Below are 23,129 nucleotides of genomic sequence, written 5' to 3' on the forward strand. Positions count from 1 at the left end.
CGGGGCGTTGACCTCCGCGGCAGGGATGTTGTCGGGGTCCGGGCCGGCCGGCAGACCGCACTTCGGGCAGTCCCAGACCTCCGGAACCACGGCCTCGATCGCGAAGCTGGGCTGGCTGTGGTGGCCGTTGCCGCACCAGAACGACGTCGTGACGCGCGGGGCGAGGTCTCCGCGCTCCGGCTCCCCCAGCGGCCCCGAGCCGATACGCGCGCCCCTGATGCCGGTCCGTCCCTGTGCCATGTTCGTTCTCCTCGGCCTGCCTCGATGTCCACGCCTCGGATGTGCATGGGAAGGGCAAGCCTACGGTCATCACCCGGCGAAGGAACATCCGGCCCCCACCGAAGGCGCGGTCGGCCGACGAGTTCGGCTGCCTGAGGCTCTCGCAGCGCACCGCTGATTCGCCGCAGCGCTTCCGGGTAGACGCGGCCTGCGGGTTCCCGACCTTGCGGCTCGGAACCCCGCCCCGCAGGGCCCAGGACCCCCCGCCTGGGCTCTGCGGCCCTGCCCGAAACACCCCAACACCAGGAGCATCAGCATGTCGGACGACGCGGCCCGGACCAACCCCGAGACCAACCCCGATGCGCAGGTGACCGTCAGCCCGGTGCACGACGACGGTTCGGGCGAGCCGACCCGTCGGGTGGACGTGGACGGAGTGCCGGTGGGCAACGCCTACAGCACAGGCGACGTCGCCGAGTTCATGCGCCGAGCCGGCCTCGGCACCGCCTCGCTCGGCGACCCGGCCGTCGTGGAGTGGCGTCACGGCGGGCCCGACGTCTGGGAGTGAGCGCCCAGGTAGTGGTCCCGCGCGCCCGTCAGCGTCCGAGGGCGCTGGCCAGCTGGCGCTTGTTCATCTTCGAGCGCCCGTCGATGTTGCGCCTCTTGGCCTCCTCGTAGAGCTGGTCGTACGTCGGGCCCTGGGCGCCGCTGTGGGAGCGCAGGCCGCCTCGACGCGAGGACGACATGTCCTTGAGCGAGGTGGGGCTGGCGGTCTTGGACTCGCCATGGCGTGCGCGTTCCTTGTTGACGGTCCGGGCCGCGATCTCCTTGGCCCGCTCGGTGCTCTCACCCCTGTCCTCCGCGCTCTGCTTGATGTGCTCGTACTGGCGCTCGCGCTTGGGGGACGATCCTGCGGGCATGACGACCTCCTGACTCCTTGCGGCGGCACCTCCGCCGGCCGGGGTGCGCCTACCCGGATTTCCCGATGTCATCGCGCCGCCGGTTTCGTCCCGAGACAACAGGTCAGACCCGGCGAAGCTCCGCGCGCGACAAGGGGCCCGCCAAGGCTCACCAGGACCGGACCCACGGCGCCGGGCACCGGGCCCTGGGTGCGTGTCGCACGCCGGAACCCGGCGCCCGTGGCGCGCCTGGTCGGTTTCGCTCCCGCTCAGTCCGCCGGTCAGTCCACGCGACCGCGCAGGCCCAGCCAGGCCAGCCCCGCGAGGGCGACTGCCGCGCCGAGCCCGATCAACGCCTTGGTCCGCCCGGACACGTCGTGGCCGGCGGAGAGCGCAGCCCGGTCCGGCATCGCACGGCCGGCTCGGGCGGTGAGCGTGCCGACGGTGCCACGCGCGGTGCCCGTCTGATCGGCGGCCCGACGCGCCAGCCGGGCGGCGTGTTCGCGGACCGCGGCCGCGCCGTCGGTGACCGTGTGGGCCGCGGTGGCGGTCTTCTCCTTCGCCTGCGTGAATGTGCTGCCCATGAGGAAGCCCTCCCTGACGGTGACGATGCACTTGCACAGTGCGCCTACCCGGGAACCCGCGAGTTATCGGATCCCGTGCGCGGGCTCGCCGGTGCGTACTCCGAGGACGTCAGGCAGGCGGCGGTCAGGCACGCGTCACTCGGGCGGGCGTGAGCGCGGGCACGAGGGCCGGGACAGCCGGGACGGCCGGGAGCGGGTCCTCGGCGTCGAGACGCCAGGCGCGGGACGCCGCGGCGGCGGCTGCGGCGTTGCGCTGGGCCTGCCGGTTCCATCCTCGCGGTTCGAGCGCGGCCAGGCCGCGGACCGCGTGTGCGCCGACCGCCCGTAGCACCTCCCATGCACCGGGCAGCGCGAACATGCGGGCATTCCTCTCGAGGTCCCGAAGTGGAGACGAGCGGTCCCGACGCTACCCGCCCTGAGCCGCCCCGCAGCCCGACCCGCCTCACGCTTGCTCCGAACGAGTCAGGTCAGGGCCCCGGCGGCGGCGTTTGCCGGGTGCGTGACCGGGCAGGGGTCTGGACCGGGAGAGGGAGGTGGGTCATGCCTGCCGTCACTGTCCGGGAGGTCGTGGTCGCCGTCGGCGCGGGCGCCGAGGCCCTGCGCGGCGATCTCGCGCTGCCGTCCTCGCCTGCGTCGGTCGTGCTGTTCGCGCACGGCAGCGGAAGCTCCCGGTTCAGCCCGCGCAACCGCGCCGTCGCGGCGACCCTGCGACAGGCCGGGCTCGGCACCCTGCTGCTGGACCTGCTGACCGTGACCGAGGAGCGCATCGACGACGCCACCGGCCGTCTGCGCTTCGACATCCCGCTGCTGGCCCGGCGACTCGTCGCGGCGATCGACTGGCTCGGCGCAGAGCCCGACACGGCGGGCGCGCCCGTCGGGCTGTTCGGGGCGAGCACGGGTGCGGCCGCGGCGCTGCGGGCGGCGGCCGAGCGTCCGGCCCGGGTCCACGCGGTGGTCTCCCGAGGGGGAAGGCCCGATCTCGCGGGCGACGCGCTGCCGCAGGTGCGGGCGCCGGTGCTGCTGCTCGTCGGGGGCCGCGACGAGCAGGTCCTGGACCTCAACCGGGACGCCGCCCGGCGGATGGTCGCTCCCTGCCGGTTGGCGGTGGTCCCGGGAGCGACGCACCTCTTCACCGAGCCGGGCACGCTGGAGCAGGTGGCCGCGGCGGCCCGTGACTGGTTCCTCGGCCCCGGCGACCTGCCGCGGTGACCTGCCGCCCCCCGGTCGGGGTTCGCCTCGGGGCGGCTGAACCTGAGCCGAACTCGGCGGCCAGTGCGGCCCGTTGACTTCCGTCGATCAGGCCGAGGATGGTGCCGCCTGGGCCCGCTTTGTCCCGATCGACACAGATCCCGAACGCGCCCGTGCGGATTTCCGGATAATTGCCCCGTCGACGCGGCGATACAGAAGGGGCAGATGGTGACTGACGACACCTCACGGACGGGCCGAAGCGCCGCCGCGCCCGTGCCGAGCCTGCTGTGCGACGTCCAGGCCCTCGCGGCAGCAGCCCCTGACGCGGGCGCGGCCTCCGGAGCGGTGTGGCGGCTGGCCGAGTCCGGCCGCCAGTTGGACGCCAACCTCGTCCATCTGCCGGCCGCTCGCCGGATCGGCACGCACACCGAGCCCGACCTGGACGTGCTGCTCCTGGTCGTCTCCGGAACCGGCACCCTCGCCTCGTCCGAAGGTGCGCAGTCGCTGACGGCCGGTTCGCTCTGCTGGCTGCCGCACGGCTCCACCCGCGCGCTGACCGCGGGCGACGGCGGGCTCTCCTACCTGACGGTCCACCGACGACGTCCGGGCCTGCAGATCCGGTCCGGCCCGCCGCGGGGAACAGCCTGAAGCCCACACCCGACGCGTCAGCGGCCGGCTTCGCCGTCGCCGCGCTCAGGCGTGGTCGATCTCGAACCAGACGACCTTGCCGCCGTTCCGCGCGTCGCTCCCCCAACGGCGGGCAAGCCGTTGGACCACCCGTAGCCCGTGACCGCCCGGGTAGGCGGGCGCGGTCAGCGGACGCAGCCGGGGGCGGTCCGGGTTGTCGTCGGCCACCTCGACCCGCAGCCGGTCACCCGCCGACGACACGGCGACCTCCTGGGGGCCGCCGGCGTGCAGGCAGGCGTTGGTGACCAGCTCGGACGTCATCAGCAGCACGTCCTCGACGACGGCGCGCTGCTCCTCCGCCGGGTCGTCGAGCCAGCCGCGCGACGCGAGGCTGGCGCTGACGAAGTCACGGCACCGGCCGACCACGCCCCTCGCTCCCCCGAGGCGCAGTCGGTCCACCCCGTCCGCACCCGTCGCACCGCCCGTGCCGTCCACCGTGCGCCTCCGCTCCTCTGCTCCGACTGCTCCGCTCCGGCTGCTCCGCTCCGTCCCGACGTCGGTCAGTTCCCCGGGGCCGCCCCACCGGCCGAGCGCGCCTCGGCGACGGTCGCGTAGCGGGGGAACAGCGTCGCCGCGCCGGTGAGGTCGAAGACCCGGGAGACTCCGCGCCCGAGCCCGACCAGCTCGACGGCCGCGTCGCGCGCCTGGGCGCGGGCGCGGGCCTGCAGCAGCACGTTGAGGCCGGTGGAGTCGCAGAACTGGAGGTCGGAGAAGTCCACCAGGATGCGCGCCGCGCCGGCGGCCTCGCAGCGGTCGAGAGCCGTGCGCAGCGCGGGGGCCGTGTCGTGGTCGAGCTCTCCGGAGAGCCGGAGCACGGCCTCGGACGCGCTGACGTCCTCGGCCACGGAGAAGCGCTTCGCGGCGGTGTCGCCGGTTCCGTCCGTGCTGGACGTCATATACACGCTCCCCGGACTCGAGCCGTCCCCTTCCGGCCATCATCTCCCAGCGGCCGGAAACGGGCAGCTCCTGCGGGGTTTGCCCGCGAGCGGGGAGGTTATCCGGACTCACAGACGCGTCTTTCCGTGGAGGTGGCCGCCATGAGCGAACCGGAGCCGCGCACCGGCGGTCCCGAGCACAGAAGCGTCGGCGTCCGCAGCGTCACCGAGACGGTGAGGTACGCCCGCGAGGAGATGGGCCCGGTCCGCGGACTGCGGACGCTGCTCGCGCTCAACCAGGTCGACGGGTTCGACTGCCCGAGCTGCGCCTGGGCCGACCCGCCGCCAGGTGAGCGCAAGCGCGCGGAGTTCTGCGAGAACGGCGCCAAGGCCGTCGCCTGGGAGGCCACCCGCAGGCGCGTCGACCGTGCCTTCTTCGCCGCCCACTCGGTCGCCGAGCTGCGCGGGCACGACGGCCACTGGCTGGAGTCCCAGGGGCGTCTGGCCGAGCCGATGCACCTGGCCCCGGGAGCGACGCACTACGCCCCGATCCCCTGGGACGAGGCCTTCGCGCTCGCGGCCTCGCGGCTGCGCGCGATGGACGACCCGGACCGGGCCGTCTTCTACACCAGTGGCCGCACCAGCAACGAGGCCGCCTTCGTCTACCAGCTGCTGGCCCGCCGCCTGGGCACCAACAACCTGCCGGACTGCTCGAACATGTGCCACGAGTCCAGCGGCGCCGCACTCGGCGAGACCCTCGGCGTCGGCAAGGGCGAGGTCACGCTGGAGGACATCACCGACCACGCCGCGCTGATCATGGTCGTCGGCCAGAATCCGGGCACCCGCCACCCGCGCATGCTCACCGCGCTGGAACAGGCCAAGCACCGCGGCGCCAAGGTCGTCGCCGTCAATCCGCTGCCCGAGGCCGGTTTCGGGCGCTTCCGCAACCCGCAGAGTCTGCGCGGCCTGGCCGGTCCGGGCACCCCGCTGACCGACCGCCACCTGCCGATCCGCGTCAACGGCGACCTCGCCCTCTTCGCGGGCCTCAACCGCGTCCTGCTGGAGGCCGAGGACGCCGCCCCCGGCAGCGTGCTCGACCACGACTTCATCGACCGGTACTGCGAGGGGTTCGAGGAGGCCGCCGCGGGCTGGCGGGCGCTGGACTGGGCGCGGATCCAGGAGCTGAGCGGTCTGTCCCGGCGCACGATCGAGTACACCGCCGCCGACGTCATGAACGCCGACAGCGTCATCGTCTGCTGGGCGATGGGCCTGACCCAGCACCGCAACGCCGTGCCGACCATCCGGGAGATCGTCAACTTCCTGCTGCTGCGGGGCAACATCGGCCGTCCGGGCGCGGGGCCCGCGCCGATCCGCGGGCACAGCAACGTCCAGGGCGACCGGACCGTGGGCATCTGGGAGAAGATGCCGGACGCCTTCCTGGACCGGCTCCGCGACGAGTTCGGCTTCGAGCCGCCGCGCGCCCACGGTCTCGACACCGTCGACTCCATCCGGGCCATGCGCGACGGCAAGGTCGACGTCTTCTTCGCACTCGGCGGCAACTTCGCCGCGGCGACCCCGGACACCGCCGTCACCGAGGCGGCGCTCGCCTCGTGCGCGCTGACCGTCCATGTGGCCACCAAGCTCAACCGCTCCCACCTGTGCCACGGCGCGGAGGCGCTGCTGCTGCCCTGTCTGGGCCGCACCGAGCGGGACGTCAGGGACGGCGTCGACCAGTTCGTCACCGTCGAGGACTCGATGGCGACGGTCCAGGCCTCACGCGGCAGGCTGCTGCCGGGCTCGCCCGAGCTGCGCAGCGAGGTCGCGATCGTCACCGGCCTCGGCCAGCAGCTGTTCGGCGACGCGCTGGGCTGGAGCGAGATGGGCCGGGACTACTCCGTGATCCGCCGTCACATCGAGCACGTCGTGCCGGGCTTCCACGCCTTCGAGGCGCGGGCGGCGCAGCCGGGCGGCTTCATGCTGCCGCGCGGGCCGCACGACTCGCGCACCTTCCCCACGGCGTCGGGCAGGGCCCGCTTCACGGTCAACCCGGTCTCGGCGGCGGAGGCGCCGGAGGGTCGTCTGCTGCTGACCACGGTGCGCTCGCACGACCAGTTCAACACGACCGTCTACGGTCTCGACGACCGCTACCGGGGTGTGCGCGGCGGCCGTCGCGTGGTCTTCGTCAGCGGCGAGGACCTGCGCGAGCTGGGCCTGCACGACGGCCAGCTGGTCGACCTGGTGAGCGAGTACCCCGACGGCGAGCGCCGGGCTCCGGGGTTCCGCGCCACCCGCTACCCCACGCCGCGCGGGTGCGCCGCTGCGTACTTCCCGGAGGCCAACGTGCTGGTCCCGCTGGACTCGACGGCGGAGACCAGCAACACGCCGAACACGAAGTCCGTGGTCATCCGCCTCGAACCCGCGACCGGACCCGCCACCGCCGGCTGACGGCGGTCGGCCGGGGTTCACGCGCGACCAGTTCACGCCCGACCATGGGTGGTGAGCCGGGCGATCACCAGCACGATCACCGCGCCGAGGATCGACCACAGGATGCCGCTGGCGTGGAAGGTGTGCGACCAGTGGTGCAGCTGGAACTCGTCGCCGAGGAAGCCGCCGAGGAACGATCCCACGACGCCGAGCACGATCGTCCCGAGCACGCCGATGGGATCCCGGCCCGGAACGACCAGACGCGCGACGGCGCCGGCGACGAGACCGATGACGATGAGGTAGATCACATACGCAGCCATACCGAGCGCCTGCCCCGTTTCCGCCGTCTCATGTGAACCGGCGTAAGCTGCCGGGGAACGCCGGGAAGCGAAGACGGGCCAGGGGGCGGGGTTGGACGGGGGTTTCGGCGTCGCGGGCGCGACGCTCGCCGGTCGCCTCGGCCGGCTGCGGCGCTACCGGTGGTGGCTCGCACGGCTCGTGGCGGCGCTGCCCGCCGTGGCGCTGCTGGCCTACGGTATGAGCGCCCCTCCCACGGCGGAGGGGGCGAGCTCCCCCGAATCCGTCTTCTGGCAGGACGACGCGCTCCCGTTCCTGCTGCTCGCCGCCACTCTGACGCTGTGGCGGGCTCCGGAGGAGGGCCTGCCGGACGCGCTGCGCCTGCGGGACCTGCACCGGCGCGTGTGTCGACGCGCCGCGGTGGTGCTGCTGTTCGGGGCCTGCCTCGCGCTCGGCGTCGACCACTGGTACTCCTGGCATCCCGACCCCGCAGCGGCCAGCGCGGCGGCGGGAACCGGTCTGGCCCTCTTCTGGCTCGCGCTCGTCCCCGTGCTGCTGGAACCGGCGCTGTGGCCGCTGTGGCCAGCACCGATCCGCCGCGCGGTGCGGGCCGCGCGGACCGCCGAGGCCCTGTACCGGCCCGCACCGCGCCAACGGCTGGGCGGCGGCCAGTCCGTCTCCTATCCGGCGCCCGGCGCGATCACCGACTTCGACGCGGATCCGGGCGCGTCCGGGCGTCCGCGGCCGTTCCTCCACCAGGCCGCCGGGCCGCGCTCCTCCGGTAGGGCCACCGCCCCGTCCCGCGCCCGGCAGCGCCGGCAGGGGTCCTACCTGCACTGGGACGGCACGAAGCTGATCTTCGACGACGGCAAGGGCGGGCCGCGAGCCGTCGCGCTCGCCGACGCGCGGCACGCCGAGGGCGTCGCCGAGCTGGTCTGGGTCACGCCCCGCGACCTCCTGTTCTTCGTCGACCGGGACGGTTACCGCGTCGGCCGACCCGTCTCCGGTCTCCAGGTCCTGCCCGGATCCGTCGGCCAGGTCGCCGCGGCAGCCGGACTTGCCTTCAACGCCTACGAGTTGAGCTCCCACGCCGGGACGCGCGGGGAGCAGGCAGGTCTGCTCTTCCCGAGGCGTCCGCGCCTCGTCCGCGCGTTCCGCCGCCGCCTCGCGCGGCGCTGACTGCTCGCCCCTCGGGCACCCTGCGAGTCCGCCCGGCCGGGGCCGTTAGGCTCGCCCCGCCGTCGCCGCGCACGCCTCTGTCGCGCCCGCGTCCTGACGTTCGCCGCGCGTTCACATTCGGTTGGCCGGACGCGCCACTTCCGTTTGACCCGTTGCTCCACGGTTCTAACCACTGTTACTTTTCACTTGTGCTGGAGCGAACATGTCTCTTCGAACCGCTGTGGGCGCGCGTAGACGGTCGGTCGGCGTCGTCGCCGCCGCAGGACTGGTGATGGCCGTGCTCTCCGCGTGTGGATCGAGCCAGAGCGCCGGGTCCGGCGGCAACGTCGTCGCCACCGGGGCCCCGGTGCCGCTGGTGGTGTACTCCGCCCAGGGCTACGACCAGGCCATGGTCACCGCGTTCCAGAAGGCCACCGGCATCCCCACCAAGCTCGTCGACGACAGCACCGGCCCGCTGCTGGCCCGCGTCCAGGCCGAGCGCGGAAACCCGCAGTGGGGCGTGCTGTGGGTCGACGGCGACGAGGCCTTCGCCGCGCTCGACCAGGCCGGGATGCTGGTGAAGAACTTCGAGCCGAACGTGCAGCTGAACACGGCCGGCCAGGCCGTCGTGCCCAAGGACAAGAGCTACGTGCCGACGGGCCTGACCGTCACCGCGGCGCTGGTCTACGACGCGAGCAAGACCGCGAACCCGCCGACCAGCTGGCAGGACCTGCTCTCCCCGGCCTGGAAGGGCGCGGTGGGCATGAACGACCCGGCCGTCTCCGGCCCGACCTACCCGTTCGTGGCGGGCATGTTCAACCAGCTCGGCGGCGACAGCCAGGGCGAGGCCTTCTACAGCTCGCTCAAGTCCAACGGGCTGCACGTCTTCCAGACCAACGGGGACACCCTGCACGCGCTGCAGACCGGCCAGATCAAGGTCGCGCTGATCCAGAGCTCCGCGGGCATCGCCGCAGGGATCAAGGACAAGAACATCAAGACCACCTACCTGCCCAAGGTGACCTCGCTGCCCAGCGTCATCGGCATCGACGGCAAGGTCTCCGCGCAGGAGCAGGCCGAGGCCGAGAAGTTCGCCTCCTTCGTGCTCAGCCCGAAGGGCCAGGAGGTCATGCTGACCGGCGACCGCAACGGCGACTCGCTGTACTGGCCCATCGTCCAGGGCGTCACGCCCGACCCGGAGCTGCCCGCACTGGCCTCGGTGCCCACCCAGGCGATCGACCCCTACGTCTGGGGCCCCAAGGAAGGCACCGTCAACACCTGGTTCACCAACACGATCGTCCACTGACCCATGACCGACACCACGCTCACCCCTGGTCCGCGCGCCGACGCGCGCGCGGACCAGGCGTCCGCGGCCGGGCCGCCGCGTCCCGGGCGGCACCTTCGTCCGCGGGCCACCGCGGCCCTGCGGCTGCTGCCCTGGGGGCTGTTCGCCGCGGTGCTGCTGCTCCCCGTCGCCGGGTTCCTGCTGGTCGCCGTCTCGCCGCGGCTGTTCGACCAGGGCGACGCCTGGTTCACCTGGGCCCCGTTCCAGCAGGTGCTCTCCGGGTGGACCGCGCACGCGCTGCTCGACTCCCTCGCCGTGGGCGCGGGCGCGGCGCTGCTGGCCACCGCCGTGGCGCTGGGGCTCGCCTGGCTCACCGAGCGCACCACGCTCGCCGGGCAGGGCCTGTGGCGGCTGCTGCTGTGGGCGCTGCTCCTGGCCCCCTCCTATCTGGAGTCGCTCGGCTGGACCTGGCTGGTGGAGCAACAGGGCGTCCTCGCCCGGCTGCTCGGGCACGACCCGGCCGCGCTGCGCTCGGTGGTCTTCGGGCCGGCCGGGGTGATCTGGGTGCTGGCCTCGCGCGGGGTCCCCTTCGCCTACCTGGCCGTCACCGCGCTGCTGCGGGGCCTGGGCCGGGAGTTCGAGGACGCCGCGCGCACGCACGGCGGCGGACGCCTCGCCACCGCCCGCGTCGTCCTGCCGATGCTGGCGCCCGCGCTGTGGGCCGCGTTCGCGATCGTCTTCGCCGAGTCGATCTCCGACTACGGCGTGGCCGCGACGCTCGCCTCGCAGGGGAACTTCCCGCTGCTGACCGGCGCGATGGAGCAGTCGATCTCCACCTTCCCCGCCGACTTCCCGCTCGCCTCGGCGATGGGCTGGCTGCTGCTGGCCCTGGTGGGCCTCGCCCTGCTGGCCCAGCGCCGCTCGCTGCGCGGGCGCAGCTACCAGGTGCTGTCCGGGCGCACCCGCCCCGCCCGCCGGGCCCGCCTCGGCGCCCTGCGTCAGGCGACGGCGCTCACGGCCGTCGGCGGCTTCTTCCTCGCCGCCGCCGGCGTGCCCGCCTTCGGCGCGGCGACGGCCTCGCTGCTGCCGTCCGGCGGCAAGGTGACCACGGCCTCGCTCAGCCTCGCCAACTTCCGGCACGTGCTGCGCTCGGGCGAGATGATGTCGGCGCTGGGCTACTCGGCGCGCCTCGCGGCGATCACCGCGTGCGCGGCCGTGGTCCTCGGCGCGGTCGCCGGACGGGCGCTGGCCCGTCAGGGCGGCGGCCGGGCCGGACGCCTGCTGGACCTGCTGCTGCTCGCCGCGATCGCGCTGCCGAGCGTGCTGCTGGCCAGCGGCTACATCTTCACCTACAACCTGCCGTTCGCCTCCGGCCTGGGCATCGACCTGTACGGGACGACGACGCTGCTGGTCCTCGGCTATCTGGCGGGCGCGCTGCCGTCGGCGGCCCGGCTGCTGTCCGGACCGCTCGGGCAGGTCAGCGACTCGCTGCTGTGGGCGGCCCGGATCCACGGCCGCCGTGCGCCGGCCGCCTGGGCGGGGGCCGTGCTGCCGCTGGTGGCCGGCTCGCTGGTGTGGACCTGGCTGATCGCCTTCTGCGGCACGCTGCTGGAACTGCCGGTGTCGCAACTGCTCGCCCCGCCCGGCCAGGAGCCGCTGTCGGTGGCGATCACCCGGCAGTTGCAGGGGTACGACCTCGGTGCGGGCGCGGCGATGACCGTCGTGGTCGTGGCCGGAGCACTGGTCCTGATCGGCCTCGTGCTGGGCGCGCTGCGCCTGTTCCTTCCCGCGGCCCGACGTCTGGAGGCCCTCGCATGACCGGCACGCAGCTGACCGCCACGACCCCTCCCGGCACGGGCAACGCCCTGGTGGTGGAGCGGCTCGGCAAGTCCTTCGGCGCGACCCGCGTCCTCGACGAGGTCTCCTTCTCGATCGAGCCCGGCCGGTTCCTGGTCCTGCTGGGCCCGTCCGGCTCCGGCAAGACCACGCTGCTGCGCTGCCTGGCCGGCATCGAGCGGGCCGACGGCGGCTCCATCCGCCTCGGCGACCGGACGCTCGCCGAGGGACGCACCCATCTGCCGCCCGAACGGCGGGAGTTGGCGATGGTCTTCCAGGACTACGCGCTGTGGCCGCACATGACCGCCGCCGAGAACGTCGCCTACGCGCTCAAGCGCAGGCGGCCGACGAAGGAGCGGTCCGCCGCCGAGGTGGCGGCGACGCTCGCGCGCGTCGGCCTCGACGAGCACGCCGAGCGCTACCCGCACCAGCTCTCCGGCGGCCAGCAGCAGCGCGTCGCCCTCGCGCGGGCCCTGGTCGCCCGGCCCGGCCTGCTGCTCTTCGACGAGCCGCTGTCCAACCTCGACGCGGACCTGCGCGAACGGCTGCGCGTGGAGATCGCGGCGCTGACCCGCGAGAGCGGAGCGACGGTCGTCTACATCACCCACGACCAGGCCGAGGCGTTCGCGCTCGCCGACACCGTCGGCGTGCTGGAGCAGGGCCGACTGGTCCAGCTCGCCGCGCCCGAGGAGGTCTACCAGCGTCCGGCCAGCCCGTTCGTCGCCCGCTTCACCGGCCTCGCGGGCGAGCTCACCGGACGCGCCGACGGCACCCCGCATCTCGGCCGGGTCCTGTGTGCCACGCCCGCCGGCCCCCTGGTCGCCACCGGCATGGGCGCGCTCGACGACGGCGCGCCGGTCCACGTCCTGGTCCGCCCGGCCGCGGTCACGATCGCGGAGAACCCGGGCGAGGCGGCCGACGGCTCGCACAACCTGTCGGGCACCGTCGCCGACACCGCCTACCGCGGGCGCGGCTACGACCACGTCGTGGAACTCGCCGACGGCTCCCGCCTGACCGGCGTCTTCGACCGGCGGGCCTGCCCGCGCGGCACGCCCGTCCGGGTCACCCTCGACCCCGACGGCTGCTTCGCCTACCCCTCGTCCTCGTCCTCGCCCTCGTCCTTTTCCCGGTCCGCCGGGTCCGGGCAGGACGCCGCCCCACTGTCCGAGCGCACCCCCGTGGAGGTCCCATGACCGTCCGTCGCCACTCCTGCCCGCGCCCTGGAGGTGACCGATGACGACCTTCGTGCTCTTCCTCACCGTCCTGCTCGCCTGCGCGGTGGAGGCCGTCGAGGCGCTCACGATCGTGCTGGCGGCCGGAACCAGCCGCCACTGGGGCTCCGCCTGGCAGGGGACCGTCGCCGCGCTGCTGTCGCTGGCGGTGACCGTCGCCGTGCTCGGCCCCGCGGTCGGTCAGATCCCCCTCGGGGCGCTGCGCCTGCTCGTCGGCGCGCTGCTGCTGGTCTTCGGCCTCCAGTGGCTGCGCAAGGCCGTCATGCGCGGCTCGGGCTACAAGGCCCTGCACGACGAGACGCAGGCCTACGCCGACGAGGTCGCCGCCGCGTCCGGCGCCGCGCAGGGCGGCCGGGGCCGCGTCAAGGACTGGTACGCCTTCACGCTGTCCTTCAAGGGCGTCTTCCTCGAGGGCCTGGAGGTCGCGTTCATCGTCGTCACCTTCGGCGACAACCAGCACGACATCCCCGTCGCGGTGCTGGGCGCCGTCGTCGCCGTCGCGATCGTGACCGTCGCCGGGTTCGCGGTCCGGGCCCCGCTCGCGCGGGTGCCGGAGAACACCATGAAGTTCGTCGTCGGCACCATGCTCACCGCCTTCGGCGTCTTCTGGGCCACCGAGGGCGCGGGCGCGAACTGGCCCGGCTCCGACGCCGCGCTGCTGGTCATCGTCCCGGCCGTGGCCCTGCTGGCCCTCGGCTACACCTCCGTGCTGCGCCGCGCCCGCACCGCGGGCACGCTCGGCACGGCCCACTCCACCGAGGGGAGCCTCACATGAGCGTCGTCGCGCGCGCCGTCTCGGCGCTGCGGTCCTTCGGCCGCTTCTGGTACGACTTCGTCGTCGGCGACGACTGGCGGGTCGCCGTCGGCGTGGCCGTCGCACTCGCCGCCACCTGGGGGCTGACGCGTTCCGGCGTCAACGCCTGGTGGCTGGTGCCGATCGCGGTCGCGCTGCTGCTCGGTCTGTCGCTGCTCCGCGTGGCCAGGGCCGCCCGGCCCAAGACCTGAGCCCACCCGCCTGAACCTCGCGGCCCACGGCGTCCGGCGCGGCCGGGCTGCACCTCCCCGGCCTTCGGCCGGGAGGAGAAGGCAGTGCCCGCAGAACCCCCGGCCGAAGGGCCGGGGGAAGCGTCGCAGACCGGAGGGCCCTAGCGGCCCTCCCCTTCCCGGCGTAGACGTGACCCGCGCCTGCGTCCGGCGGGAGCCGGACGGCACCTCAGGCAGCCCTCGGCCAGAGGCCGGGCCATGCCCCGGGGAACCCCCCGGCCGCAGCCTGGGGGAAGAGTCGCGGGCCGGCGGAAGCATGCGGCCGTAGAGGCCCGCCCGAGGGCTATAGCGGGTCTCCCCCTCCTCGGCGTAGACGTCCGGCGTAGACGTCCGGCGCAGCCGGGCAGCACGTCACTCAACCCTCGGCCGGAGGCAAGGCCGTGCCTCGGGAACCCCGGCCGAAGGGCCGGGGGAAGGGTCGGGGGCCGGAGGGCCCTAGCAGCCCTCTCCCTCCTCGGCGTAGACGCGACCCGCGTATGCGTCCGGCGCGGCCGGGCTGCAACTCCCCCAGCCCTCGGCGGCAGGGAAGGCCGTGCCCCGGGCACCCCGGCCGAAGGCCGGAGGAAGGGTCGGGGGCCGGAGGGCCCTAGCGGCCCTCGCCCTCCTCGGCGTAGACGCGGCCGGCGTACTCGTCCAGGACCTTCGCGCAGCGTTCCAGCGCCGCCGCCGCGGCGGCCTTGCCCGAGGCGCCCAGCACGTCGCGTGCCTCGACCTTGGCGAACCAGTTCCGCAGCTTCACCAGGTCCTCGTCGTTCTCCTCGAGCTCCGCGTAGGTGAAGTGCTCGGCGCGGTACTCCTTCTCGATCTGCCCGAGGAAGTCCTCGCAGCGGTCGACGATCTCCTCGTACTCGTCGTTGCGCGCCGCGTTGAACTGCTGCTCCATCTCGGCTCCGCCGCCGAGGACGCCCGCGTCGAGGAGCGACGCGGTGCCGCCCATCTCGACGATCTCCTTGCGCAGCAGCCGCAGCGCCCGCTCCGCGGACGTGCTCGCCGGCAGGGCGGCCACCGAGTTCTGCAGGTAGATGGCGCCCATCCCCTTGATCTTCCGCCACACGCCGGCACGCAGCCGCGTCGGCTCGGCCGGGATCTTGTAGACCAGCACCAGCCAACGCAGGCCCTGGGCCTGCCCCTCCGAGGCCATCTGCCCCACGTCCGTCCTCCCGCACACGCTTACTGCCACCAGCAACGTTACTGGGTGGAAGAGTCCTGTTGCGGACGCCTCACCCCGCGCTCGGCACCGCCTGGGCCGGCGGCCGCAGCAGGTCCCAGCGGCGGTCCGCCTCCAACTGCGCTGCCAGGGAGACGAGTCGCGCCTCGCTCGCCGCCGGGCCGAGCAGTTGGCAGCCGATCGGCAGGCCCGTGGAAGTGAATCCGGCGGGCACGTTCACTCCGGGCCAGCCGAGGACGTTCCAGGGCCAGGCGTAGGGGCAGGTCGTGATCATCGTCCGGTCCATGGCGGCCGGTCCCAGCCCGTCGGTCGCGCCGACGCGCGGCGGCGGGGCGGCGGTGGTCGGCGTCAGCAGCACGTCGACCTGCTCGAAGACCGCGCCGATGCGCCGCTGCAGGGGGCGCTCGGCCGCGCGGGCGGCGCGCAGGACGGGGCCGTCGAGCAGTGCGCCCCGGCGGATGTTGCTGCGGGTGCGCGGGTCGAGCAGCGCGGCGTCGGGCACGCGCCGGGCCCACGCCCGGATGCCCGCGAGGGCGCGCGGCAGCTGCGCCGGCCCGACCAGCCCGTAGCGGGGGTCCGCCTCGACCACGTCGTGGCCCAACCGGGCAAGGGTCTCGGCGAGTTCGAGGGTGGCGGCGCGGATCTGGGGGTCCAGCCGCAGCGGGTGGACCGCCCAGGCGGTGTGGAAGGACAACCCGATGCGCAGGCGGCCCGGGTCGCGTCCGGCTGCGGGCAGCATCTCCTGCGGCGCGGGCCGGTGCGGGTCGCCCGGGGCGTTGCCGGAGGCGACGTCCAGCAGTAGGGCGGCGTCGGCGACGGTCCGCGCCAGCGGCCCGAGGACGGTCAGGCCGTGGAACGGCTCCGGCTCCGGCCAGGCGGAGATGCGGCCGCGCTGCGGCTTGATGCCGACCAGATGCGTCCAGGCGGCCGGGATCCGGATCGATCCCGCTCCGTCGGACCCGATCGCGGCGGGCACGACCCCGGCCGCGACTGCGGCGGCGGCCCCGCCGGAGGAGCCCCCGGGGCTGCGGTCCAGGTCCCACGGGTTGCGGGTGGCTCCGAAGCCCCGGCCCTCGGTGAAGGCCCACTGGCCGATCTCGGGGGTGTTGGTCTTCCCCACGACGACGGCGCCGGCCGCCCGCAGCCGCCGCACCACCTCGGCGTCCGCCGCGGCGGACGGGAACGCCCCGGCGCACCCGAAGGCCGTGGGCTCGCCCGCCAGGTCGGTGTCGTCCTTGATCGCCACCGGCACGCCGAGCAGCGGCAGCCGCTCCCCGGCGGCGAGCCGCCGGTCCGCCTCCTCCGCCTCCGCGAGCGCGGCCTCGGCCCGCACCCGCCGGAACGCGTTCAGCGTCGGCTGCGTCGCCTTAACCCGCGCGAGCGCCTCCTCGACGGCCGCGCGGGAGCTGAGCTGACCCTCTCTCAGAAGTGCGGCGAGCTCGGCGAGTCCGGGGTGCGGGCGGTGCGCGGGGGTCATCGTGGGGCGTCCGCTTCTGTCGCAGGGCGAGTCCTACCGAACAGTAACGGATCCGGCCGTCAGGGTCCCGCGACCTGTGCGACGGCGGCCTCGGCGATGTGCTCGACCAGGGAGATCCCGTCATCCATGGTCGGGTTGCCGTCCGAGAGCACGGCGACGAGGTAGGTGTGCCCGTCGCGGTCGACCTCGCCGATGCTGTTGATCACCCACAGGCCGGTGGCCGACCGGGACAGCCAGCCGTTCTTCAGCGCGTAGCCGTCGCCGGAGCCCGCCGCGGCGCTGACGCCCCAGTTCTGGTCCGCCTCCACCTCGCCCATCAGGGAACGCACGTAGTTCCTTGAGGCGGTGCTCAGTTTGGACGGCCGGGTGCCGAAGATCTGCTGAAGCAGCGTCAACTGGTCGACCGCTGTCGTGGTGGTCAGCCCCCAGTAGCCGCCGGTGCCCACGGTGGTGTGGTGCAGGCCGAACCGGGCGTTGATCTCGTCCAGCTCCTCCGGCCCGCCGACCTCGGCCAGCAGGCTGGTGGCTGCGTCGTTGTCGCTCTGCTCGATCATCCTGGTGGCGAGCTCGCGCTGGTCGGCGGTGAGCGTGGTGCCGGCGTCCTGGTGCTCGACCAGGAGCGCGGCCAGGATGTCCGCCTTGACGATGCTGGCGGTGTCGAACAGGTGCCCCGTGTCGCCCCGGCTGAGCGTCGCGCCGGTCGACAGATCGGCGACGGCCACGGCGGCGCTCCCCGCCGCGTCGGCGAGCGCGGAGTCCAGTTGCCGCGCCGAGGCGGCGTCCTGCGAGCCGGGGGCGTCGGCGGAAGCGGAAGGCGAGGGCGAAGGCGAGGGCGTGGTCGTGGACGGGCGCGAGCCGGCCGGGGAGGGCGTCGGCGAGCCGGCGGATCTGCTGGGAACGGGCGAGGGCGAACCGGTGCCGCCCGGGGAGATCCGGGCCGTCGCGGCGACGGCGGAACCGTGCGCGAGCGGGGAGTGCGCCACGAAGGCGCCGCCGACGAGGACGGCCGACACCGCCGCCAGGGTGAGGAATGCGCGCCGCGCGCCGGTCTGGGACATGGCGAGCGACGGTACGCACCGTGCATAAGACGGAGCTGGGAGTCACCTGGCCTTCGCCTTGAAGTCGTTCGACCACGCTCCGCCCGCCTGGCCCCGCGCCTGTCAGGCCTGCGGCACGAGAGCGACCGGGCACTCCGCCTGATGCAGCACGCGCTGGACCACCCGGCCCAGCGGCGGCGCGAAGCGCGCATGCGCGCGTTGGGCTCCGAGCACCAGCAGGTCCGCCGGGTCCACGGCGCCGATCAGGCCGGGCAAGGGCGCGTCGTCCAGCAGGCTCGTCGTGACCACCAGTACGCCGTGCCCCTCGCGGGCCCGCCGCTCCGCGCCCTCGAGCAGGGTGCGGGCGGCACGCTCGGCGTCCTCCCAGGCGTGGTGGGTCGAGATCTCGGCGAGCCGCGACGCGCCGGCGCCGCGCGCGTGCACGATCCGCAGCGGCCACCCGCGCAGCACCGCCTCGTCCGCAGCCCAGTCGAGCGCGGTGGTGGCGTGCTCCGACGGGTCGACGCCCACCACGACCCGCGGTCCTTCCTCCGGCGTCATCCGCACGCCTCCTTCGGAGCAGCGTCAGGGCCCGCAGGGCGCCGGCCATCGCCGACGTCCCGGCTTCTCGATGCTATGGCCGCGGCGTCGGCGCCGCCTTCCGTCAGGCGCGGGTCACGGCGGGCCCACCGGCAGCCACCAGCCGTCGTCGGGGCGGCCCTGCGCCGGTTGCGGATCGTGCGAGAGGCCGATCAGGTCGTCCCGGTGGAGGCCCGGCCGGACCGCGTAGCGGATCGAGCCGCGGACGCTCACCAGCCCCAGCACCCGCCACAGGCAGCGCGCGTAGTGCTCGGCACGCTCCGCGCCGTCCCACTCGTAGACGCCCCGGTAGCGTCCGTGCTCGTCGGCGGTGAGCCACAGCTTGGACCGGAAACCCGGAAAGCCGACGAAGAGGGGCGTGTTGAGCATGCTCTCCCAGCGGAAGAGGGTGTGCCCACGCCCGCGGACCAGGCGCAGCCGGAACGCGACGACGAGCGCGCACGCGTCCAGGGCGGTGCCGCCGCCGAGGCGGGTCTCGCGGTACACGAGCGCGGAGGTGCCGTCGGCGAAGCGCATCCGGCCGCCGACCCGTCCGTGCGTCAGCCGGACCTCTCGGCGGGCCAGCAGGCCCGCACTGGCGACCACGCAACGCGCCACCGCCGGCCACGCCTGCCTCCGGGGCAAGGGCCGCTGCGGCGGCGTGCCGCCGAACGGCGGGTGGCGGGTGGCACCCGCGCGGTCCGTGGCCGCGGTGTGCCCGCCTCGCTGAAGGCCCATGGTCCTCTCCTCACGCAGATCGACGGTCAGCTCGGCGGCCGCCGCCCGGTGTTGGCCGCCGCGGACACCGACCGCTCTCGGGCGAGAGCTCGTCGACGGCCGACAGCCCGACAGCCCGACCGCGCCTTCGCGCGGCGACCGCCGGCCTCCGGGCTCCGCTGCGCCGGAAGGCGGCTCGATGGGCGTCGGCACGTTCCGCGTCGGCGTCCCGGGTGGCGACCGGCCCGGACCTGGTCGCCAGGGCCCGGAGCCGGTCGTCCTCGGGACGGGGAAACGGTTCTGCACTTCCAGCGTCGGCGGCGCGCGGGCGCGGCGCAGCGGCCGGGCGGGCCAGAGGGCATGGGCCGATGGTCCCGGCGGTCAAGGGCGCGGCGGGCGCGGCGAGCGATCCGGAATGCGGTGCCGCCACACGCCGTTGTGGAAGGCGTGGCCCGAAGGGCCGTCGAGGAGGTGGGCATCATGGGCACGAAGGCGGACGACCCTCGGCGCGAGGGGTTCCTCACGGCCTGCGGGCGACGGATCCGCATCGGCGAGTTCCGCGTGGGCGGGGAGGCGGGCGTCGCCGGCCGTTCGCGCGTGACCCTGGACGTCGGTCCGGAGCCGGGCGGGCAGTCGCGCGCCTGGGCGGGCCTGACGCCGGGCGAGGCTCGGGCGCTGGCCGCGCTGCTGCTGCGGCAGGCCACCCGGGCGGAGGCCGAGGCGGCGGCTCCCGGCCGCTGACGCCCTCCAAGAGGGGGTTGCCCGGGTCGTGCGGACGCGCGCCCTACTCGGGCCGGTGGCAGACGGCCTCGATGTTGTTGCCGTCCGGGTCGCGTACGAAGACGGCGTAGTAGGTGTCGTGGTACTCGGGCCAGAGCCGCGGCCCGTGCAGCACCTCGACGCCGGCCGCGACGGCGGCGCGGTGGAAGGCGTCGACGGAGGCGCGGTCCGGGGCGGCGAACGCCAGATGGCTCTCCCGGAAGCCCTGACCGGTGGTACGTGGACCGATCCAGAAGGTCGGCCTGCCGCCCACTCCGTAACCGACGACCTCACCGAAGTCCATCACCCGCGTCCCGCCGATGGTCAGCAGCACCGCGTCGTAGAAGGCCGCACTGTCCGGTTGGTCCGCGCACTGGATCGACACGTGATCGAGCATGTGACCATCCTCGCTCACCTCGCCCGCGGCGGCGTCGGATCCAGCCGCGGCGCGCCGCGTGCAGGGCGAAAGGGATGCCGGGCGCCCGCTCAGCCGTAGGTGTTCTCGACCGCGGCCGCGGCGACCGTCGTCACGGTCTTGAACGTGCGGATCATCGCGTAGGCGCTGTCCGCCGTGAACGCGACGCGACGCACGTCGGTACGCCGGACCGTCGGCACGGCGGCCGTGGCCGCCGCCAGGTGGGTGGCGTCGAACTCCACCTCGACCTCGAAGGTGCGGTCGGTGACGGGCTCGGCGCGGACGCAGAGCGCGGCCGCCCGCTCGGCCGCGGCGCGGATCAGTTCGAAGGTGACGGCGGGCGGACGGCAGACGGCCGCGTAGCGGCTCACGCAGTCCTTCACGGCCGCCGTGACAGCGTCGGGCGCGTACGTCGCGGCGTCGCGGCAGGTCAGGTCGTCACCGGTGACCAGGGTGACGGGCACTCCGAACTCGGCGGCGACCAGCGAGTTGAGGTATCCCTCGGAGGCCGGGACGCCGTCCACCCGGACGCCGGTGATCGAGTTGCCGAGGTAGGTGTGGGCGAGCACGCCCTCGGCCCCGGCGCCGGTGTGGTAGCCGACGAAGGCCACGCCGGACACGTCCGGGTGCTGGACGCCCTCGACCATCGTGAGGTCCTTGTGCCGGCCGGTGAGCATCTCCGCGCGCGGGTCCAGGTCCTCCAGCAGCAGGTTGCGCATGGTGGAGTGGGCCTCGTTGACGAGCACGGAGCTCGCGCCGCCGTCGAAGAAGCCCGCGACGGCGGCGTTCACGTCGGAGGTGAACAGCGCGCGGCAGCGCTGCCAGGCCGGGTTCCCCGGCTCGCAGTCGTCGGGCCAGGTCACGCCGGTGGCGCCCTCCATGTCCGCGGAGATCACGACGCGCATGTCCACCACCTTCGGCACGAGGTACGGGGTACGGAGTACGAGGTACGGGCCAGAGTCTCCCAGCCGTCACCCCGCGACGCGGGCGGGCGCGACGGAAACGTGCCTGAGCATCCACTTCCTCGACGCTCCCCCGGTCCCGGCCCCGTCGTTGCCTAGCTTCGGCGGCATGGACAGCAAGAGCGTGATGGACCAGGTGTGGCCGCTGCGGACGGACTGGGCCGACGGCGAACTGCGGCTCGGCGGCCTGGGCGTCGGGGATCTCGCGAGCACGTTCGGCACGCCGCTCTACGTGCTCGACGAGGACGACTTCCGCCGGCGCTGCGCCGCGTGGACGGACGCCTTCCCCGAGGCCGACGTCCACTACGGCGGCAAGGCGTTCCTGGCCCCGGCCCTGGTGGGCTGGCTGCGGGAGCTCGGCCTTTCGCTGGACGTGTGCAGCGGCGGCGAGTTGGCGGTGGCGCAGCGCGGGGGCATGCCGCCGGGGCGGGTCGTGTTCCACGGCAACAACAAGTCCGTCGCCGAGATCCGGCGCGCCGTCGAGTGGGGGGTCGGCTGCCTCGTGCTCGACTCCTTCGAGGAGTTGGCGCGCGTGGCAGGCGCGGCGCGGCGGCTCGGGGTACGGCAGTCGGTCATGGTGCGGGTGAAGCCGGGCGTGGACGCGGACACCCACGCCTCCTGGGCCACCGGGGGCGAACGCACGAAGTTCGGCCTGTCGCTCGCCTCGGGCGAGGCGGCGGAGGCGGTGCGCAGGGTGCTGGCGGAGCCGGCTCTGGAGCTGGTCGGGCTGCACTCGCACATCGGTTCGCAGATCTTCGACCTGGACTCGTTCGCCACCGCCGCTGAGCGGATGGTCGCCTTCCTGCGCGAGGTGGAGCGCGAGCACGGCGTCGCCGTCGGCAGGCTCGACCTCGGCGGCGGCCTGGGCGTCCCCTACCTCATGGGCGAGCGCCCGGCCCCCTCCCCCGCCGACCTGGCCCGGGTCCTGCGCGCGGCGGTGCCGCAGGACGTGCGCATCGCCCTGGAACCGGGCCGCTCGATCGTCGCGCCGACGACCGTCGCGCTGTACGAGGTGGGCACGGTGAAGGGCCGTTACGTCAGCGTCGACGGCGGCATGAGCGACAACCCCAGGCCCGCCACGTACGGGGCCGCCTACACGGCGGTCCTGGCCTCACGCGCGAGCGACGCGCCCCTCGCGGACTTCACGGTCGTGGGCAAGCACTGCGAGACGGGCGACATCCTCGTCGACGGAGTCGACCTCCCCGGCGACATCCGCCCGGGCGACCTGCTGGCCATCCCCTGCTCCGGCGCGTACCAGCGCTCCGCCGCGAGCAACTACAACCACGTCCCCCGCCCGCCCGTGGTCTCCGTCCGCGCCGGCCACGCCCGCGTCCTCGTCCGCCGTGAGACGGAGGAGGACCTCCTGCGTCTCTACACCTGAGCTTCATGGGCGACCGCCCGCCGGACGGCCACCGGCGGGCGCCGGACGGGGGCGAACGGCAAGCGCCGGGTCCGCTGACGACCGGGGCGTCGCGTTGGGTCCGCCGACATCCGCCGACCGAGGGTCAGAGGGTGTGCATTCCAGAACCCGGTGGACAGCGGGACGGCAACGGCCCAGGGTGGTCGCCATGCTGTCCCTTCGGAGCTTCCCTTCCACGTCCATCGCCGAAGCGCGCTCATCGGGGCGGAGCGCGTGAGCGTCCTCGACCGGTTCAACGCTGCCGTGCGTCGCCCCGACACGCACGGCGGGCTGGCGCGCCTGCCGCTGCTCCTCGATGCCCTCGCCGAGGGACAGGAACAGCCCGACGGGGCGCGGTGGATCGTGGACGACCACGCACGGGGGAACATGGCGGCGTTGCTGCGCTCCTGCTTCCCCCAGCCGGAGATCCACGTGGTGGCCGCGGAGTACGGCGCCGCGGCCCACGAGCGTGGCTGGCTCCATCTCGATCGGACTCTGCGGGCTCACGAGTAAGCCCACCTCGTCGAGACGGCCGAGGGCTGGGCGGAGAGCGACCGCACGCTGGACGATGTTCTGCGGTGTACGGGCGACCCTCCCCGGTCTTCGGCGCCCAGGATCCACGCTCGCCCAAGACACTCGGCTACGCGTCCGACGATCACGCCGCACCGCTCGCGGTCTTCCACTTCGGCGCGGCGGAGGGAGCCCCCTCCGCACGCCTGCTGGCCTTCCGGAGCGGTGACGCCCTGTTCGAAGCGAGCCTGGGCTTCACGCCGCTCGGGGACGCCGTCGCCGACGCACACCTGCGGCGGCCCCGCTGACCCGTACGCCGGTTGGAGATCCGACTGCGCGCCCCGAGGGGCGCGCTGTGCGGGTGTGTGACGGGTCGCGGATCGC

28 protein-coding genes are annotated in these 23,129 nt (G+C 74.3%); 14 read left to right on the top strand and 14 right to left on the bottom strand.

Features of this window, described 5'->3' with window-relative positions; genetic code table 11:
- The coding region (locus tag TR50_RS21580; RefSeq protein ID WP_042424283.1) for an RNA polymerase-binding protein RbpA at positions 1-240 on the bottom strand (240 nt) is incomplete at its 3' end.
- Between the two features lie 295 nt (positions 241-535).
- Here TR50_RS21580 and TR50_RS21585 point away from each other — a divergent pair.
- Positions 536-784 carry a hypothetical protein gene (locus TR50_RS21585; protein ID WP_369405763.1) on the top strand — a complete coding sequence of 83 codons (249 nt, stop codon included), beginning with the start codon at positions 536-538 and terminating at the stop codon, positions 782-784.
- 28 nt (positions 785-812) lie between these two features.
- Here TR50_RS21585 and TR50_RS21590 read toward each other — a convergent pair whose 3' ends face one another.
- From TR50_RS21590 to TR50_RS21600, 3 genes are all read right to left on the bottom strand, one after another.
- Entirely contained in the window at positions 813-1,136 is a 324-nt protein-coding gene (locus TR50_RS21590) for a hypothetical protein (protein ID WP_042424097.1), read from the bottom strand.
- Positions 1,137-1,396: 260 nt separating this feature from the next.
- On the bottom strand, positions 1,397-1,699 hold the full coding sequence (locus TR50_RS21595) for a hypothetical protein (protein ID WP_042424101.1): 303 nt from the start codon (positions 1,697-1,699) through the stop codon (positions 1,397-1,399).
- 124 nt (positions 1,700-1,823) lie between these two features.
- Entirely contained in the window at positions 1,824-2,057 is a 234-nt protein-coding gene (locus TR50_RS21600) for a hypothetical protein (RefSeq protein WP_042424104.1), read from the bottom strand.
- Between the two features lie 182 nt (positions 2,058-2,239).
- Between TR50_RS21600 and TR50_RS21605 the strand changes: the two genes are divergently transcribed.
- On the top strand, positions 2,240-2,908 hold the full coding sequence (locus TR50_RS21605; RefSeq protein ID WP_042424108.1) for a dienelactone hydrolase family protein: 669 nt from the start codon (positions 2,240-2,242) through the stop codon (positions 2,906-2,908).
- A gap of 204 nt (positions 2,909-3,112) precedes the next feature.
- Entirely contained in the window at positions 3,113-3,535 is a 423-nt protein-coding gene (locus tag TR50_RS21610) for a cupin domain-containing protein (RefSeq protein ID WP_042424112.1), read from the top strand.
- A 45-nt stretch (positions 3,536-3,580) separates the two neighbouring features.
- On the opposite strand, the gene TR50_RS21615 is transcribed toward TR50_RS21610, so the two are convergent.
- Both TR50_RS21615 and TR50_RS21620 read right to left on the bottom strand, forming a co-directional pair.
- Positions 3,581-4,009, bottom strand: coding sequence for an ATP-binding protein (locus TR50_RS21615; protein WP_174514846.1), 429 nt, complete (start codon positions 4,007-4,009; stop codon positions 3,581-3,583).
- Positions 4,010-4,074: 65 nt separating this feature from the next.
- On the bottom strand, positions 4,075-4,470 hold the full coding sequence (locus TR50_RS21620; protein ID WP_052441176.1) for an STAS domain-containing protein: 396 nt from the start codon (positions 4,468-4,470) through the stop codon (positions 4,075-4,077).
- A gap of 141 nt (positions 4,471-4,611) precedes the next feature.
- Between TR50_RS21620 and TR50_RS21625 the strand changes: the two genes are divergently transcribed.
- Entirely contained in the window at positions 4,612-6,894 is a 2,283-nt protein-coding gene (locus tag TR50_RS21625) for an FdhF/YdeP family oxidoreductase (protein ID WP_042424116.1), read from the top strand.
- A 32-nt stretch (positions 6,895-6,926) separates the two neighbouring features.
- On the opposite strand, the gene TR50_RS21630 is transcribed toward TR50_RS21625, so the two are convergent.
- Positions 6,927-7,193, bottom strand: a complete 267-nt coding sequence (locus TR50_RS21630; RefSeq protein ID WP_042424119.1) for a GlsB/YeaQ/YmgE family stress response membrane protein — start codon at positions 7,191-7,193, stop codon at positions 6,927-6,929.
- 91 nt (positions 7,194-7,284) lie between these two features.
- Between TR50_RS21630 and TR50_RS21635 the strand changes: the two genes are divergently transcribed.
- The 6 genes from TR50_RS21635 to TR50_RS21660 all read left to right on the top strand — a co-directional run bounded on the left by TR50_RS21635 (position 7,285) and on the right by TR50_RS21660 (position 13,683).
- A complete protein-coding gene (locus TR50_RS21635) occupies positions 7,285-8,349 on the top strand; it encodes a hypothetical protein (RefSeq protein WP_042424123.1) in 1,065 nt (354 codons plus the stop codon).
- Between the two features lie 202 nt (positions 8,350-8,551).
- Positions 8,552-9,631, top strand: coding sequence for an ABC transporter substrate-binding protein (locus TR50_RS21640; RefSeq protein ID WP_084700695.1), 1,080 nt, complete (start codon positions 8,552-8,554; stop codon positions 9,629-9,631).
- 3 nt (positions 9,632-9,634) lie between these two features.
- On the top strand, positions 9,635-11,428 hold the full coding sequence (locus tag TR50_RS21645; RefSeq protein ID WP_042424126.1) for an ABC transporter permease: 1,794 nt from the start codon (positions 9,635-9,637) through the stop codon (positions 11,426-11,428).
- Positions 11,425-12,639 carry an ABC transporter ATP-binding protein gene (locus TR50_RS45690; protein WP_052441178.1) on the top strand — a complete coding sequence of 405 codons (1,215 nt, stop codon included), beginning with the start codon at positions 11,425-11,427 and terminating at the stop codon, positions 12,637-12,639. The genes TR50_RS21645 and TR50_RS45690 overlap by 4 nt, the downstream gene beginning before the upstream one ends.
- Before the next feature lie 40 nt (positions 12,640-12,679).
- Positions 12,680-13,453, top strand: coding sequence for a COG4280 domain-containing protein (locus tag TR50_RS21655; RefSeq protein ID WP_042424128.1), 774 nt, complete (start codon positions 12,680-12,682; stop codon positions 13,451-13,453).
- Complete coding sequence (locus TR50_RS21660; RefSeq protein ID WP_042424130.1) at positions 13,450-13,683, top strand: hypothetical protein; 234 nt, start codon at positions 13,450-13,452, stop codon at positions 13,681-13,683. Before TR50_RS21655 ends, TR50_RS21660 begins: the two co-directional genes overlap by 4 nt.
- A 625-nt stretch (positions 13,684-14,308) precedes the next feature.
- On the opposite strand, the gene TR50_RS21665 is transcribed toward TR50_RS21660, so the two are convergent.
- The 5 genes from TR50_RS21665 to TR50_RS21685 form a co-directional block, all read right to left on the bottom strand.
- On the bottom strand, positions 14,309-14,863 hold the full coding sequence (locus tag TR50_RS21665) for a Chromate resistance protein ChrB (protein ID WP_042424133.1): 555 nt from the start codon (positions 14,861-14,863) through the stop codon (positions 14,309-14,311).
- A gap of 79 nt (positions 14,864-14,942) precedes the next feature.
- Complete coding sequence (locus tag TR50_RS21670) at positions 14,943-16,367, bottom strand: amidase (protein ID WP_042424135.1); 1,425 nt, start codon at positions 16,365-16,367, stop codon at positions 14,943-14,945.
- A 59-nt stretch (positions 16,368-16,426) separates the two neighbouring features.
- Complete coding sequence (locus tag TR50_RS21675; protein ID WP_042424138.1) at positions 16,427-17,425, bottom strand: serine hydrolase; 999 nt, start codon at positions 17,423-17,425, stop codon at positions 16,427-16,429.
- A gap of 102 nt (positions 17,426-17,527) precedes the next feature.
- Positions 17,528-17,965 (bottom strand): universal stress protein, encoded by a 438-nt coding sequence (locus TR50_RS21680; protein WP_052441179.1) that lies wholly within the window; start codon positions 17,963-17,965, stop codon positions 17,528-17,530.
- A 114-nt stretch (positions 17,966-18,079) separates the two neighbouring features.
- Positions 18,080-18,721, bottom strand: coding sequence for a hypothetical protein (locus tag TR50_RS21685; protein ID WP_236654523.1), 642 nt, complete (start codon positions 18,719-18,721; stop codon positions 18,080-18,082).
- Between the two features lie 459 nt (positions 18,722-19,180).
- Here TR50_RS21685 and TR50_RS21690 point away from each other — a divergent pair, with 459 nt between their 5' ends.
- On the top strand, positions 19,181-19,441 hold the full coding sequence (locus TR50_RS21690; RefSeq protein ID WP_042424309.1) for a hypothetical protein: 261 nt from the start codon (positions 19,181-19,183) through the stop codon (positions 19,439-19,441).
- 43 nt (positions 19,442-19,484) lie between these two features.
- Here the strand turns inward: TR50_RS21690 and TR50_RS21695 are convergent, their stop codons facing one another.
- Positions 19,485-19,856, bottom strand: coding sequence for a VOC family protein (locus TR50_RS21695; protein ID WP_042424142.1), 372 nt, complete (start codon positions 19,854-19,856; stop codon positions 19,485-19,487).
- 89 nt (positions 19,857-19,945) lie between these two features.
- The gene (locus tag TR50_RS21700) at positions 19,946-20,779 is read right to left on the bottom strand and encodes a M55 family metallopeptidase (RefSeq protein ID WP_042424157.1); all 834 of its coding nucleotides are present in this window, start codon (positions 20,777-20,779) and stop codon (positions 19,946-19,948) included.
- 166 nt (positions 20,780-20,945) lie between these two features.
- Here TR50_RS21700 and lysA point away from each other — a divergent pair, with 166 nt between their 5' ends.
- The 3 genes from lysA to TR50_RS21715 all read left to right on the top strand — a co-directional run bounded on the left by lysA (position 20,946) and on the right by TR50_RS21715 (position 23,053).
- A complete protein-coding gene (gene lysA, locus TR50_RS21705; RefSeq protein WP_052441181.1) occupies positions 20,946-22,217 on the top strand; it encodes a diaminopimelate decarboxylase in 1,272 nt (423 codons plus the stop codon).
- A 252-nt stretch (positions 22,218-22,469) separates the two neighbouring features.
- Entirely contained in the window at positions 22,470-22,748 is a 279-nt protein-coding gene (locus tag TR50_RS21710) for a hypothetical protein (RefSeq protein WP_042424162.1), read from the top strand.
- A 65-nt stretch (positions 22,749-22,813) separates the two neighbouring features.
- Positions 22,814-23,053, top strand: a complete 240-nt coding sequence (locus TR50_RS21715) for a hypothetical protein (RefSeq protein WP_052441182.1) — start codon at positions 22,814-22,816, stop codon at positions 23,051-23,053.
- Positions 23,054-23,129 lie beyond the last annotated feature (76 nt).

The organism is Streptacidiphilus anmyonensis (genome assembly GCF_000787855.1).
GTDB lineage: Bacteria > Actinomycetota > Actinomycetes > Streptomycetales > Streptomycetaceae > Streptacidiphilus > Streptacidiphilus anmyonensis.

What these genes read in the sequence shown, in the direction of transcription:
- lysA (WP_052441181.1), top strand. Translation starts at nt 20,946, where the DNA reads ATGGACAGCAAGAGCGTGATGGACCAGGTGTGGCCGCTGCGGACGGAC.
- TR50_RS21620 (WP_052441176.1), bottom strand. Translation starts at nt 4,470, where the DNA reads ATGACGTCCAGCACGGACGGAACCGGCGACACCGCCGCGAAGCGCTTC.
- TR50_RS21585 (WP_369405763.1), top strand. Translation starts at nt 536, where the DNA reads ATGTCGGACGACGCGGCCCGGACCAACCCCGAGACCAACCCCGATGCG.
- TR50_RS21590 (WP_042424097.1), bottom strand. Translation starts at nt 1,136, where the DNA reads ATGCCCGCAGGATCGTCCCCCAAGCGCGAGCGCCAGTACGAGCACATC.
- TR50_RS21660 (WP_042424130.1), top strand. Translation starts at nt 13,450, where the DNA reads ATGAGCGTCGTCGCGCGCGCCGTCTCGGCGCTGCGGTCCTTCGGCCGC.
- TR50_RS21605 (WP_042424108.1), top strand. Translation starts at nt 2,240, where the DNA reads ATGCCTGCCGTCACTGTCCGGGAGGTCGTGGTCGCCGTCGGCGCGGGC.
- TR50_RS21600 (WP_042424104.1), bottom strand. Translation starts at nt 2,057, where the DNA reads ATGTTCGCGCTGCCCGGTGCATGGGAGGTGCTACGGGCGGTCGGCGCA.
- TR50_RS21690 (WP_042424309.1), top strand. Translation starts at nt 19,181, where the DNA reads ATGGGCACGAAGGCGGACGACCCTCGGCGCGAGGGGTTCCTCACGGCC.
- TR50_RS21595 (WP_042424101.1), bottom strand. Translation starts at nt 1,699, where the DNA reads ATGGGCAGCACATTCACGCAGGCGAAGGAGAAGACCGCCACCGCGGCC.
- TR50_RS21675 (WP_042424138.1), bottom strand. Translation starts at nt 17,425, where the DNA reads ATGTCCCAGACCGGCGCGCGGCGCGCATTCCTCACCCTGGCGGCGGTG.
- TR50_RS21655 (WP_042424128.1), top strand. Translation starts at nt 12,680, where the DNA reads ATGACGACCTTCGTGCTCTTCCTCACCGTCCTGCTCGCCTGCGCGGTG.
- TR50_RS21680 (WP_052441179.1), bottom strand. Translation starts at nt 17,965, where the DNA reads ATGACGCCGGAGGAAGGACCGCGGGTCGTGGTGGGCGTCGACCCGTCG.
- TR50_RS21610 (WP_042424112.1), top strand. Translation starts at nt 3,113, where the DNA reads ATGGTGACTGACGACACCTCACGGACGGGCCGAAGCGCCGCCGCGCCC.
- TR50_RS21625 (WP_042424116.1), top strand. Translation starts at nt 4,612, where the DNA reads ATGAGCGAACCGGAGCCGCGCACCGGCGGTCCCGAGCACAGAAGCGTC.
- TR50_RS45690 (WP_052441178.1), top strand. Translation starts at nt 11,425, where the DNA reads ATGACCGGCACGCAGCTGACCGCCACGACCCCTCCCGGCACGGGCAAC.
- TR50_RS21670 (WP_042424135.1), bottom strand. Translation starts at nt 16,367, where the DNA reads ATGACCCCCGCGCACCGCCCGCACCCCGGACTCGCCGAGCTCGCCGCA.
- TR50_RS21640 (WP_084700695.1), top strand. Translation starts at nt 8,552, where the DNA reads ATGTCTCTTCGAACCGCTGTGGGCGCGCGTAGACGGTCGGTCGGCGTC.
- TR50_RS21630 (WP_042424119.1), bottom strand. Translation starts at nt 7,193, where the DNA reads ATGGCTGCGTATGTGATCTACCTCATCGTCATCGGTCTCGTCGCCGGC.
- TR50_RS21700 (WP_042424157.1), bottom strand. Translation starts at nt 20,779, where the DNA reads ATGCGCGTCGTGATCTCCGCGGACATGGAGGGCGCCACCGGCGTGACC.
- TR50_RS21695 (WP_042424142.1), bottom strand. Translation starts at nt 19,856, where the DNA reads ATGCTCGATCACGTGTCGATCCAGTGCGCGGACCAACCGGACAGTGCG.
- TR50_RS21645 (WP_042424126.1), top strand. Translation starts at nt 9,635, where the DNA reads ATGACCGACACCACGCTCACCCCTGGTCCGCGCGCCGACGCGCGCGCG.
- TR50_RS21685 (WP_236654523.1), bottom strand. Translation starts at nt 18,721, where the DNA reads ATGGGCCTTCAGCGAGGCGGGCACACCGCGGCCACGGACCGCGCGGGT.
- TR50_RS21665 (WP_042424133.1), bottom strand. Translation starts at nt 14,863, where the DNA reads ATGGCCTCGGAGGGGCAGGCCCAGGGCCTGCGTTGGCTGGTGCTGGTC.